This is a genomic window from Ectothiorhodospira marina, from assembly GCF_900109495.1.
Lineage (GTDB): Bacteria > Pseudomonadota > Gammaproteobacteria > Ectothiorhodospirales > Ectothiorhodospiraceae > Ectothiorhodospira > Ectothiorhodospira marina.
Map to the genome: position 1 here is coordinate 77,984 of NZ_FOAA01000006.1, position 12,586 is coordinate 90,569.

Annotated in this window: 9 protein-coding genes; 5 read left to right on the plus strand and 4 right to left on the minus strand. The window is 62.9% G+C overall.

Going from position 1 to position 12,586, the window contains the following annotated elements; all coding sequences use genetic code 11:
• Positions 1–20: 20 nt before the first annotated feature.
• The 3 genes from lpxB to BMY52_RS07140 are packed head-to-tail and all read right to left on the minus strand — an operon-like array spanning position 21 to position 3,296.
• Entirely contained in the window at positions 21–1,193 is a 1,173-nt protein-coding gene (lpxB, locus tag BMY52_RS07130; protein ID WP_425429226.1) for a lipid-A-disaccharide synthase, read from the minus strand.
• Positions 1,186–2,280, minus strand: coding sequence for a DegT/DnrJ/EryC1/StrS family aminotransferase (locus BMY52_RS07135; RefSeq protein ID WP_090252733.1), 1,095 nt, complete (start codon positions 2,278–2,280; stop codon positions 1,186–1,188). Before BMY52_RS07135 ends, lpxB begins: the two co-directional genes overlap by 8 nt.
• Before the next feature lie 53 nt (positions 2,281–2,333).
• Positions 2,334–3,296 carry a Gfo/Idh/MocA family protein gene (locus BMY52_RS07140; RefSeq protein ID WP_090252736.1) on the minus strand — a complete coding sequence of 321 codons (963 nt, stop codon included), beginning with the start codon at positions 3,294–3,296 and terminating at the stop codon, positions 2,334–2,336.
• Between the two features lie 184 nt (positions 3,297–3,480).
• On the opposite strand from BMY52_RS07140, the gene rnhB reads away from it, so the two are divergent.
• The 4 genes from rnhB (at position 3,481) to tilS (ending at position 10,065) form a co-directional block, all read left to right on the plus strand.
• Positions 3,481–4,083 carry a ribonuclease HII gene (rnhB, locus tag BMY52_RS07145; protein WP_245740671.1) on the plus strand — a complete coding sequence of 201 codons (603 nt, stop codon included), beginning with the start codon at positions 3,481–3,483 and terminating at the stop codon, positions 4,081–4,083.
• A 117-nt stretch (positions 4,084–4,200) separates the two neighbouring features.
• Positions 4,201–7,728: a DNA polymerase III subunit alpha gene (gene dnaE, locus BMY52_RS07150; protein ID WP_090252738.1), complete on the plus strand. Its 3,528-nt coding sequence runs from the start codon at positions 4,201–4,203 to the stop codon at positions 7,726–7,728.
• A gap of 87 nt (positions 7,729–7,815) precedes the next feature.
• A complete protein-coding gene (gene accA / locus BMY52_RS07155; RefSeq protein WP_090252741.1) occupies positions 7,816–8,772 on the plus strand; it encodes an acetyl-CoA carboxylase carboxyl transferase subunit alpha in 957 nt (318 codons plus the stop codon).
• Between the two features lie 6 nt (positions 8,773–8,778).
• Complete coding sequence (tilS, locus tag BMY52_RS07160; RefSeq protein WP_090252744.1) at positions 8,779–10,065, plus strand: tRNA lysidine(34) synthetase TilS; 1,287 nt, start codon at positions 8,779–8,781, stop codon at positions 10,063–10,065.
• Between the two features lie 27 nt (positions 10,066–10,092).
• Here the strand turns inward: tilS and zapE are convergent, their stop codons facing one another.
• Entirely contained in the window at positions 10,093–11,181 is a 1,089-nt protein-coding gene (zapE, locus tag BMY52_RS07165; RefSeq protein WP_090252887.1) for a cell division protein ZapE, read from the minus strand.
• A 162-nt stretch (positions 11,182–11,343) separates the two neighbouring features.
• Between zapE and trpB the strand changes: the two genes are divergently transcribed.
• The gene (trpB, locus tag BMY52_RS07170) at positions 11,344–12,573 is read left to right on the plus strand and encodes a tryptophan synthase subunit beta (protein ID WP_218140407.1); all 1,230 of its coding nucleotides are present in this window, start codon (positions 11,344–11,346) and stop codon (positions 12,571–12,573) included.
• Positions 12,574–12,586: the final 13 nt, after the last annotated feature.

Sequence of the window (12,586 nt, forward strand, 5' to 3'; positions counted from 1 at the left end):
GCCTTTGGGGAAGGGTGAGGTCATTCTCCTGTCAGTCTTCCCTCACGTATCAACTCGAGGGCCATGCGGGCGACCTTTTCCGATCCTCCCCCCTCGCCAAGCCGCTCGCGGATCTCTCCCAGAGAGTCCACGACATCCTGATAATAGGCCTCATCGTTGATCAGGCGATCCAGTTCGGCACCAATGCGCTCCGCGCTGGCCTCATCCTGTACGAATTCCCTGACCACGCGCCGCTCGGCCACAATGTTGGCCAGACCGATATCCTGAATGAGGATCATGCGCTTGAGGATGGCATGGGTGATGGGCGAGACGCGGTAGATGATGGCCATGGGCGTCTTGAGCAAAGCGGCCTCCAGGGTGGCCGTGCCCGAGGCAATGATCAGGGCCCGACTCACCGACATCACGTCGTGAGCCTGCCCCACAAGCTGATGGATGCCCAGGGAGGTATCTATTTGAGGCGTGATGTCCCCCTCGATATCCACCCCCGGCGCCAGTGGCATCACGAACTGGATGTCAGGGTGGCGTGCCCGCAGCCAGCGGCAGGTCTCCATGATGATGGGCAGGTGACGACGCAATTCGCCCGAGCGACTGCCAGGCAACAGACCGATCACCGGTCGCAGGGGATCAAGGCCCAGGGAGGCCATGATCTCTTCGCGACTGCCGGAAGGCCGGACGCTGTCCACCAGTGGATTGCCCACGTAGCGCACGGGGATGCCGTAGCGCTGGTAGACTTCCACTTCGAAGGGGAAGAGGACCGCCATGGCATCAATGACGCGGCCGATGCGTTTCACCCGATGCGGGCGCCAGGCCCAGATTTGCGGGCTGACATAAAAGAGCACGCGGATGCCGTGCTGTTTGGCGGCCCGGGCCAGGCGCAGGTTGAATTCCACATAGTCCACCAGGACCAGCAGATCCGGCGGATCGCTGCGCAGGCGCTCCTTGAGAACGTTCAGGGCGCGACGGATCTCCCGATACTGGGCAATGACCTCCCACAGACCCACCACCGCCAGCCGCCGTGCGTCCACCACCAGCTCCACGCCGGCCTCGCGCAGTGCATTGCAGCCCATGCCTGTATAGCGGTTGCCCGGGTTCAGATCCTCCAGGGCGCGGACCATGGCGGCTGCGTGCTGGTCACCGGAGGCTTCTCCGGCCACGACCATGACGTGCAGGGGGTGGCCGTTAGGTTCAGTCAAGGGCGCCCCGGATGACCTGGGCGATGCGCTCGATGGATGCATCGGGCAACTCCGGATAGATGGGCAGGGACAGGCAGCGCGACGCAATCGAATCGGTCACTGGTAGATTGACCCCGGCGGTGGTGTCGGCGAAGGCCTTTTGACGGTGCAGGGGAATGGGGTAGTAGATGGCGCAGGCGATCTGTTGGGCCTGCAGGGCCTTCATGATGGCATCACGCTGATCGCTGAGGATCGTGTATTGGTGGAAGACGTGAGTACCCACGCCATCTTCAAAGGGCGTGGTCACGGCGGTGCCGGCCAGCAGTTCGTTATAGCGATGGGCCACCCGACGGCGGCTGAAGTTGTAGTCATCGATATGGGGAAGCTTGACGCGCAGAATGGCAGCCTGAATCTCGTCCAGGCGGCTGTTGTAGCCAATGCGGTCATGGTGGTAACGCACATCGCTGCCATGGTTGCGTAGATTGCGCAATAGCGCAGCGTGGGCCTCGTCCCGTGTTGTCACCAGGCCGCCGTCGCCATAACACCCCAGATTCTTGCTGGGAAAGAAACTGAAGCAGCCGAAATCTCCCACACCGCCGGTCTGCTGCCCCCCCACCCGGGCGCCAAAGGATTGGGCACAGTCTTCCAGCAGCATCAGGTCGTTTTGCTGGCAGATCTGTTGCAGGGCATCCAGATCGGCAGGCTGCCCAAACAGGTGCACTGGCATGATGGCCCGTGTCCGGTCATTGATGGCGTCACGCACCTGGGCCACATCGATATTGAAGCTGTGAGGATCGATATCCACGAAGACCGGCGTGGCCCCCACGTAGCGTATGGCCTCGGCGGTGGCAATGAAGGTAAAGGCACTGGTGATCACCTCATCACCGTGGCCGATGCCGGCGGCCCTGAGGGCCAGATGCAGGGCGTCGGTGCCCGAGGCGCAGGTGATGGCGTACTCCACACCCAGGTAATCGGCCAGTTCCTGCTCCAGGGCCTGCACGTTCGGGCCGAGGATGAAGTGGGTCGTGTCAAGCACGCCTTGCACGGCGGCGTCGATGTCAGTCTTGAGCTGGTGGTATTGGGTCTTGAGGTCGACCATGGGGATCATGGTGGGGTCCTTCTGCAAACGAATCGGGGGTTGGGGGGCGTTCGGGCGAGAGGTCAGCCGTCCTCGCCCAGCACATGGGCGCCTTGGCGCACCTGTTCGGTGATACGGATGGCGGTCTCCAGGGCACGTTGCCCATCCTCACCGGAGACAATGACCGGGCCGCCGTTCGTGATGGCTTCCAGGAAGGCGGCGATCTCGGTCTTCAGGGCATCCCCCTCTTCAAAGATGCTGGTTTCGGTGGTGACTTCCGGGATGCCGGGAAACATTTCCCGCTCGCCCAGGCGGTGGATGGACAGTCCGCGATTCTGGAAGTCCACGGAGACGTAGGCGTTCTTCTGGAAGATGCGCATCTTGCGCTCGCTCTTGAGGCTCACCCGGCTGGAGGTCACGTTGGCCACGCAGCCATTTTCGAATTCGATGCGGGCGTTGGCAATGTCCAGTGCCTCGGACAGCACCTTGGCCCCGCTGGCCGCTACGGCTTTCACCGGCGAGCGCACCATGTCCAGGATGATGTCGATATCGTGGATCATCAGATCCAGCACCACGTTCACGTCGGTGGCCCGTGGCTTGAAGGGGGCCAGCCGGTGGGACTCAATGAAGAGGGGCGCGCAGCGCTGGCCAGCCAGGTCCAGCAGGGCCGCGTTGAAACGCTCCAGATGGCCTACCTGCAGGATGGCATCGTGCTCGCGGGCGATGCGGTTCAGCTCCGCGGCCTCGGCCACGGTGCTGGTGATGGGTTTCTCCACCAGAACATGGGTGCCCCGCTCCAGGAAGTCCCGTGCCACCTGATAGTGCAGGGTGGTGGGCACGGCAATGCTCACCGCATCCACTTCACCGAGCAACTCCCGGTAATCGGTCACCGCGCGACAGTCACAATCCGCGCCCACCCGGGCGGCGGCCTCGGCGTCAGTGTCGGCCACCGCGATCAGGTCAGCGTGAGAGAAGGCGGCGTACTTCTGGGCGTGAAACTTGCCGAGATAGCCGACGCCGATGACGGCGCATCGGGTTGGAGTCATGGGTTTTCCAGGAACGGGGCGTATGAAATGGCCAGTCTTGGGGTGCCAGGATACACCGTCACGGAACGGCGGGCCCTTTGGTCATGCATCCCTGCCGCTGATGCCCGCGGGGCTGGCTTTGCCTCGGCTGACCTGCTTAAGTGGTATTGAGTTTCTCCATTTTACTGGATCGTGAGGGCATTGTGTGACGGAAGCAGAACTTGTGGAATGCCTGGCGCAAGCGGATGTGGCAGGAGTGGACGAAGTGGGTCGCGGCCCCCTGGCGGGCCCCGTGGTGGCCGCTGCCGTGATCCTGGATCCGGCCCGCCCCATTGCCGGGCTGATGGACTCCAAGGCCCTGAGTCCGGCGCGCCGCGAGGCCCTGGCGGCCCTGATTCGGGAGCAATCGTTGGCCTGGTCCGTGGCCCTGTGCACGCCGGGGGAGATCGACGAGATGAATATCCTGCATGCCACCTTCGAGGCCATGCGTCGGGCCGTGGCCACCCTGGGCCGGCCGCCGTCCATCGCCCTGGTGGATGGCAACCGTTGTCCTGAACTGACCTGTGCCGCCTATCCCGTGGTGAAGGGGGATGGCCGGGTTCCCTGCATCAGCGCCGCCTCCATCATCGCCAAGGTTCATCGGGATGCGCTGATGGCTGACCTGGACCAGATCTATCCCGGTTACGGAATGGCTTCCCATAAGGGTTACCCCACACGCGCCCACCGCGAGGCATTGGTCAGGCTGGGCCCCAGCCCCTGTCATCGCCGCAGTTTCGCGCCCGTCCGGGAAGCCGCCCGTTTGCGATGATCCGTGGGGAGCGGCCCCCGGCCGTGCATGCCGTCGGTCTCAAGGGTGGATCACAGGCCCCCCTCTGGCCTTATACTCCTGGCCTGTTCAGCTCGATTCACCAGCTCCGCGGCACCCATGACACCCAGTTTTGTTCATCTCCATCTGCACTCCGAATTTTCTCTGGTGGACGGCCTGGTGCGCGTCGGTGCCCTGGTGGACGCCGCGCGAGCCCATGGCATGCCAGCCTGTGCGGTCACGGACCAAAACAATCTTTTCGGCATGGTCAAGTTCTACAAGGCTGCCCTCAAGGCCGGAGTCAAACCCCTCATCGGCGCCGATGCCTGGGTCACGGCACCACAGCCTGGAGAAGCGCCAACACGCATTGTCCTGCTCTGCCAGGACAATGCCGGCTACGGCAACCTGACCCGCCTGATCAGTCGGGGCTATCAGGAAGGTCAGCAAAGCGGTGCCCCGATCCTGGAGCGGGACTGGTTCACGCAGGAGACCTGTCGTGGGCTGATTGCCTTGTCCGGGGCGCGCGAGGGGGAAGTGGGCCGCGCCCTGCTGTCCAGCCAGCCGGAGACGGCCCAGCCACTGTGTGACCATTGGGCGGGCTTGTTTCCGGGGCGTTTCTACCTGGAACTGGTGCGTACCGGACGAGAGGGCGAGGAGGACTATCTGCACGCCGCGGTGAAATTGGCCGCAGCCCGGGGCCTGCCAGTGGTGGCCACCAACGATGTGCGCTTCCTCAAGGCTGAGGATTTCGACGCCCACGAGGCCCGGGTCTGCATCCATGAAGGCCGGGTGCTGGATGACCCACGACGTCCACGCCTGTACAGCCGACAGCAGTATCTACGCACCCCCGAAGAGATGTCAGAGCTTTTCAGCGATATTCCGGAAGCGCTTGAAAATACGGTGGAGATTGCCCGGCGCTGCAACCTCACACTGACACTGGGCGAGAACTATCTGCCCCAGTTTCCCATCCCCGAGGGGATGACCACCGATGCGTACTTCCGCAGTGAGTCCCGCAAGGGGCTGGACCAGCGGCTGGTGCGTCTGGTGGCTGAGGATGACCCGGATCGGGAGGCTCGTATTCAGGCCTACAAGGACCGTCTGGAATTGGAACTGGACGTGATATGCCAGATGGGGTTCCCCGGTTACTTCCTGATCGTGGCGGATTTCATTCAGTGGGCTAAAGACAATGGTGTGCCGGTAGGGCCGGGTCGTGGCTCCGGTGCAGGCTCACTGGTGGCCTACGCACTGAAAATTACTGACCTTGACCCAATCCGTTATGAGCTTTTGTTTGAGCGATTTCTGAATCCCGAGCGGGTGTCCATGCCCGACTTCGATGTGGATTTTTGCATGGAGAAACGGGACAGCGTCATCGACTATGTGGCGCGGCGCTACGGTCGAGACAAGGTTTCGCAGATCATCACCTACGGCACCATGGCCGCCAAGGCCGTGGTGCGCGACGTGGGTCGGGTGCTGGGGCACCCGTATGGCTTTGTCGATCGCATTGCCAAGCAGATCCCCATGGAAATCGGCATGACCCTGGACAAGGCCCTGGAGCAGGAAGAGGACCTGCGCCAGAGCTATCAGGACGATGAAGAGGTGCGCGACCTCATCGACCTGGCGCTGAAGCTGGAAGGCGTGGCACGTAATGCCGGCAAGCACGCCGGTGGGGTTGTCATTGCCCCCACCACGCTCACGGACTTCTCGCCGCTGTTCTGCGAACCGGGGGGGCAGGGGGTGGTCACCCACTTCGATAAGGACGATGTGGAAGCCATCGGCCTGGTGAAGTTCGACTTCCTGGGCCTGCGCACCCTGACCATCATTGACTGGGCGGTGCACAACATTAATGCCCGACGCCAGGAGGCGGGCGAGGCCCTGCTGGACATCAACGATGTGCCCCTGGAGGATCAGGCCACCTTCAGCCTGCTCAAGCGCCAGGAGACCACGGCGGTCTTCCAGCTGGAATCGCGGGGCATGAAGGATCTCATCAAGCGCCTGGAACCTGATGATTTTGAGGACATCATCGCCCTGGTGGCCCTCTATCGTCCTGGCCCGCTGCAATCGGGCATGGTGGATGACTACATCAACCGGAAGCACGGTCGGGCCAAGGTGGAGTATCCCCATCCGGCCCTGGAGCCCATCCTCAAGCCTACCCATGGGGTGATCCTCTACCAGGAACAGGTGATGCAGATCGCCCAGGTGCTGGCCGGCTACAGCCTGGGGGGCGCGGACCTGCTGCGGCGCGCCATGGGCAAGAAAAAGCCCGAGGAGATGGCCAAGCAGCGCGAGATTTTCCAGAAGGGCGCGGTGGAAAAGGGGGTGCAGGCGGAGACCGCCACCTACATCTTTGACCTCATGGAGAAGTTCGCCGGCTACGGGTTCAATAAGTCCCACTCGGCCGCCTATGCGTTGCTCTCCTACCAGACCGCCTGGCTCAAATGCCATTACCCTGCGGCCTTCATGGCGGCGGTGCTCTCTGCCGATCTGGATCACACCGACAAGATCGTGAACCTGATCGACGAGTGCCGCTCCATGAATCTGGAGGTGATCCCTCCGGATGTGAATGCCTCCAGCTATGAATTCACCGTGCGCGATGCGCGCACCATCGTTTATGGGTTAGGCGCCATCAAGGGGGTGGGCGAATCCGCCATCCAGGTGATCCTGGACAGCCGCAGCCAGGGCGGCCCGTTCGCCAGTCTGGATGACCTGTGCATGCGTGCCGATTCCCAGAAGATCAACCGGCGCACCCTGGAGGCCCTGATCCGCGCCGGCGCCCTGGATTCCATTGGTCCTAATCGGGCCACATTGATGCACACGCTGCCCCAGGCCCTGTCCCGCGCTGAACAACACCTGCGGAACCAGAGCATGGGGCAGGAGGATCTGTTCGGGGATCTGGTCATACCGGCTCCGGAAGTGGCCCCGACCGAACAGTGGCCGGAATGGGACGAAGAAAGCCGTCTTCTGGCGGAGAAGGAAACCCTGGGGTTGTACCTCACCGGGCATCCCATCATCCGCTATGAGGCTGAACTGGCACAGATTACGGGCAAGCGCATCGCCGATCTGCTCAGCGATCTGGCCGATAGTGCCCCCAGCAACGGCGGTGGCAACGGGGAGGGGGGGGGTTACGGTCGGGGCCGGCAGCGGGAGCAGACCGTGATCGTTGCCGGCCTGGTGGTGGCCATCCGGACCCGTAACGGCAACTCCGGGCGCATGGCCTTCCTCACCCTGGACGATCGCAGCGGCCGAGTGGAAGTTGGGTTGTTCGGGGACGACTACCGACGCTACCAGAGCCTGTTGGTCAAGGATCGTCTGCTGGTGGTGGAGGGCAGTGCCGGCATTGATGAGTTCAGCGGGAACGTGCGCATGCGCTGTCGTCAGATCATGGACCTGGATCAGGCCCGCGAACAATTTGCCAAACGGGTGGAACTGGCCGTCAACGGTCATGCCAGCCCGGGGTTGCTGGAGGGATTGCATGCGCACCTGGTGCCCTTTTGCGAGGGGCCGTGTCCCATATTCCTGAGCTACTGTAACGACCAGGCCAGTGCCCGTTTTCGTCTGGGGGCCCGTTGGCAGGTGCGCCCGAATGAGGAACTCATCCATCACCTGCGGGAGTTGCTGGGGGAGGAGGCGGTACGGATCGTTTACCGCTGAGGTCTCGAGGCAGAAGACAGCACTTGAGACGAGTCAGTTTCCCGCGTGTACAATGCCCCTTTCCCACACCAACCGACAAGTCATCGAATGAACCCGGATTTCCTTGAATTTGAGCAGCCTATCGCCGAACTGGAAGCCAAGATCGAAGAGCTCCGGTTCGTGGGTGATGATGCGGAAGTGAACATCCAGGACGAGATCGCCCGTCTGGAGAGCAAGTGCAAGAGCCTCACCGAGTCGATCTTCTCCAAGCTCACGGCCTGGCAGATCGCCCAGTTGGCCCGCCATCCACGAAGGCCTTACACCCTGGATTACGTGAGGCACATGCTCACGGAATTCGAGGAACTTCATGGGGATCGCGCCTTTGCCGATGACCCGGCCATTGTGGGCGGCATCGGACGCCTGGGTGATCGACCCGTCATGGTGATCGGCCACCAGAAGGGCCGCGACACCAAGGAGAAGATCGTCCGCAACTTTGGCATGCCGCGCCCGGAAGGTTATCGCAAGGCCCTGCGCCTGATGCAGATGGCGGAGCGATTCTCACTGCCGGTGATCACCTTCATCGATACCCCAGGCGCCTATCCCGGCGTGGGCGCCGAGGAACGGGGGCAGAGCGAAGCCATTGCCCGCAATCTCATGGAGATGTCTGAATTGCGCACCCCCATCGTCTGTACCGTGGTGGGCGAGGGGGGGTCCGGGGGCGCCTTGGCCGTGGGAGTGGGTGACAAGGTTCAAATGTTGCAATACAGCACCTACTCGGTGATCTCGCCTGAGGGGTGTGCCTCCATCCTCTGGAAGAGCGCCGAAAAGGCTTCCGAAGCCGCGGAGGCCATGGGCATCATTTCCACCCGGCTCAAGGAATTGGGCCTGATCGACCAGGTGATTGACGAACCGCTGGGTGGGGCGCATCGGGATCCAGAAGCCATGTCACAGACACTGAAGGCGACTCTTCAGGAGACACTGGACGAGTTGCAGTGCATGGATGTGGATGAACTGGTGGAGCGTCGTTACCAACGCATCATGAAGTACGGGCAGTTCAAGGAGTAACTCCCCATGCTCGGGGCCCTTGCCCAGGCCGTGGAACGTTTGCCGCCGGCACGACGATGGCTGGTGGGATTGAGCGGGGGGCTGGATTCCGTGGTCCTGTTGCACGGGCTGGCACAGCTGGGGGGGCGGGTGGGTTCCCCCGGGTTGCGCGCGGTGCATGTGCACCACGGGCTTCATGCCCGTGCCGATGCCTGGGCCCAACACTGCCAGGTGCTTTGCGATGCTCTGGAAGTGCCCCTGGATGTGGTGAGGGTGGATGCCCGGCCGCATCGAGGTCAAAGCCCTGAAGCCGCGGCTCGCCACGCACGTTATCAGGCATTGGCCGACCAGATGGCCCCCGGTGACGCCCTGCTCACTGCCCATCACCGCCGCGATCAGGCAGAAACCCTGCTTCTCCAGCTCCTGCGTGGTGCCGGCCCGGCCGGACTCTCGGCCATGCCCCGCTGGCAGCCCCACGGGTCGGGCTGGCATGGGCGGCCGCTGCTGGATATGGATCGCCCCATGCTTGAGGCCCACGCCCGCGAAAATGGTCTGGTCTGGGTGGAAGATGACAGTAATGGCGACCTGGGGCTGGACCGCAATCTGCTGCGTCATGAGGTGATGCCCCGACTGCGCCAGCGTTGGCCGTCCCTGGATACCACGCTGGCTCGAGCTGCGGGACTGCAGGCAGAGGCCCAGGAACTGCTGGCGGAGCGTGCGCGGGAGGACCTGCAGACCCTGAGAGGCGAGGCGGCAGGCACACTGTCAATTCCGGCGATCCGTGCCCTGCGCCGCCCCCGACAACGCAACGCCTTGCGAGAATGGTGGCGGGAGAAGGGGCTGCCTGCGCCCAATCAGAACCGGCTGGAAGCCCTGTTGCAGCAGATCCGGGACGTGGGCCCTGACAGCGGATTGCTCGTGACCTGGCCTGGAGCCGAGGTGAGGGGGTATCGGGACAGCCTTCATGCCATGGCGCCTTTGCCGCTCCTGGACCCGGCCAGTGTCTGGTCATGGGACGGCATTCGGGACCTGGCCTTGCCGGAGCTGGGGATCACTCTATCGGCCCAGGAGATGCTGCGTTTGCATGGGCTGGAGCCTGCCCTCCTGGAGCCTCCGCTGACGGTGCGCCTGCGCCGTGGGGGCGAGACCTGCCGTCTGCGCGGGCAGACCCGAATCCTCAAGAAGCTGTTTCAGGAGGCAGGCATCCCTCCCTGGGAGCGGGACCGCATCCCCTTGATTCATGCCGGTGATCGTCTTGCCGTGGTCTGGGGCCTGTGGTGTTGTGATCTCCCGGCTGGGGCGGGCAGGCGGTGAAGCATCTGAGCGAATATCGGGCTGCCCTCAAGGTCGATGGGGCTGTGCCAGATAGTCCTCCGATTGCATCTCCAGCAGCCGGCTCACACAACGCTGATACTCGAAGCGCAGCCGCTGGCCCTGATACAGTGCCTCCGGTCGATCCTCGGCGGCGATGATCAGGTTCACCCTGCGGTCGTAGAATTCGTCCACCAGTGCCAGAAAACGCCGGGCGGCGTTGTCCATGGTGTGATCCATGACCGGCACATCGGCGATGAGCACCGAATGGAACTCCCGGGCAATCTCCACGTAGTCCATCTGGCTGCGCGGACCCTCGCACAGATCGGCAAAGCGAAACCAGACCACGCCATCCGCGCACCGCTGAACCGGGATCTTGCGATCCTCCACCTGGATGTGGCGGCAATCGTGAGGCGCATCGGGTGCCAGGGTATCGAAGGTGTTCACGAGTTGTTCACGTGCCGCCTCATCTGAGGGCGTGTGATAGATCTGCGCCTGTTGAAGATTGCGCAGCCGATAATCCACATCCCCATCCAGATGAAATACCTCCAGGTGCTCATGGATCAGCCGGATGGCGGGCAGGAACAGGTCCCGTTGCAGGCCGTCCTTGTAGAGTTCATCCGGTGGCAGGTTGGAGGTGGTTACCAGACAGACCCCATTCTCCATCAGGCCTGCCAGCAGGCGGTGCAGCAAGACCGCATCGGTGATGTCGGAGACGAAAAACTCGTCCAGACACAGCAGGCGGGCATGGGCCATGCGGCGGGCGACGATGGCAAGGGGGTCGCTCTGGTCCTTGAGTTCGCGAAGCTCGGCATGCACCTTTTGCATGAAGCGGTGAAAATGCAGTCGGGTCTTGTCCTCGAAGGGCAATTCATCGAAGAAGCGATCCACCAGATAGGTCTTGCCGCGACCCACATCCCCCCAAAGGTAAAGGCCGGGTACGGGTTGCGGTACCTCCCTGCGCCTCAGCAGGCGGGCCAGCGGGCCGGGCCGCCTGGGTCGGGGCGTGGCCGCCAGCTCATCTGTGATGCGTTGCAGACGCGCCAGGGCCCGTTCCTGGCCGGGGTCCAGTTGGAGCCCGGCTGCGTGTTCGGGTTGCAGTCGACCGTGATGGGGCATGGGCATGGCTGTATCGGGACCGGACTACGGCATCGCAGCATAGCATAGCCACCGGCAGACCCAACCCCGCGAATCCCATGGGAAAGGACTGGTCAGAGGCCGGGCTGGGGTTTAGCATTGCGGTTATCCGTTTCGTCATCTGGTGAATGAGAGCTGTGATCCATGAATAAAGCCCCGGAAACTGATCTTCACGCCCTGCTTGACCAGCCCATGCCCGACCGTGATGGGCATTTCGGGCCCTATGGCGGGCAGGCCGTGCCTCCTCAGTTGAAGTCCATCATGGATTCCATCGCCGAGGCCTATCTCGCCATCCGTGAGACCCGGGCTTACCAGGATGAGTTGGCCGAGCTGTATACCTACTATGTGGGCCGTCCCAGCCCCATCTACCTGGCTCGGCGGCTCAGTGAGCACTGCGGTGGCAACGCCGAGATCTATCTCAAGCGGGAGGACCTGAATCACACAGGGGCCCATAAGATCAACCACGCGCTTGGGGAGGCCCTGCTGGCCAAGCACATGGGCAAGACCAAGGTGATCGCCGAGACCGGAGCGGGTCAACATGGGGTGGCCATGGCCACGGCCTGTGCCCTGGTGGGGTTACCCTGCGAGATCCATATGGGGGAGATCGATATCGAAAAGGAACACCCCAACGTGGTCAAGATGAAGATTCTCGGGGCCACCCTGATCAGCGTGGACCGAGGGACACGCACGCTGAAGGATGCCGTGGACAGCGCCTTTGAGGAATACATGAAGGACCCGGACAACTTCTTCTATGCCATCGGCTCCGTGGTTGGCCCCCATCCCTTCCCCATGATGGTGCGTGACTTCCAGTCCGTGGTGGGGCGCGAGGCACGCGAGCAGTTCCTTGGCATGAAGGGCGAACTGCCCGATTACGTGGTGGCCTGTGTGGGGGGCGGTTCCAACGCCTTGGGTCTGTTTACGGCCTTCCTGCACGACCTGGAAGTGAAGATGGTGGGTGTGGAGCCCTCCGGTCGTGGCCTGGGTCTGGGCGAGCATGCCGCCACGTTGACCTATGGCAAGCCCGGCACCATGCACGGTTTCCACTCCTACATGCTGCAAGATGATGAAGGCCAGCCCCAGCCGGTGTATTCCATCGCCTCTGGCCTGGATTACCCTTCCGTGGGCCCTCAGCACAGCTATCTGAAGGATATCGGTCGCGCCGAGTACCATGCGATGGATGACGAGGCCTGTCTGAAGGCCTTCATGGATCTTTCCCGTTTTGAGGGCATCATCCCCGCACTGGAATCCTCTCATGCACTGGCCTGGGCCATGCAGGCGGCACGCGCGGCCAAGCCGGGCACGCGCATCCTGATCAACCTGTCCGGTCGCGGCGACAAGGACGCGGACTTCGTGGCTGAAAGGCTGGGGCTTTGAGGTCTTCCTGATC

What these genes read in the sequence shown, in the direction of transcription:
- BMY52_RS07135 (WP_090252733.1), bottom strand. Translation starts at nt 2,280, where the DNA reads ATGATCCCCATGGTCGACCTCAAGACCCAATACCACCAGCTCAAGACT.
- BMY52_RS07140 (WP_090252736.1), bottom strand. Translation starts at nt 3,296, where the DNA reads ATGACTCCAACCCGATGCGCCGTCATCGGCGTCGGCTATCTCGGCAAG.
- dnaE (WP_090252738.1), top strand. Translation starts at nt 4,201, where the DNA reads ATGACACCCAGTTTTGTTCATCTCCATCTGCACTCCGAATTTTCTCTG.
- accA (WP_090252741.1), top strand. Translation starts at nt 7,816, where the DNA reads ATGAACCCGGATTTCCTTGAATTTGAGCAGCCTATCGCCGAACTGGAA.
- tilS (WP_090252744.1), top strand. Translation starts at nt 8,779, where the DNA reads ATGCTCGGGGCCCTTGCCCAGGCCGTGGAACGTTTGCCGCCGGCACGA.
- zapE (WP_090252887.1), bottom strand. Translation starts at nt 11,181, where the DNA reads ATGCCCCATCACGGTCGACTGCAACCCGAACACGCAGCCGGGCTCCAA.
- trpB (WP_218140407.1), top strand. Translation starts at nt 11,344, where the DNA reads ATGAATAAAGCCCCGGAAACTGATCTTCACGCCCTGCTTGACCAGCCC.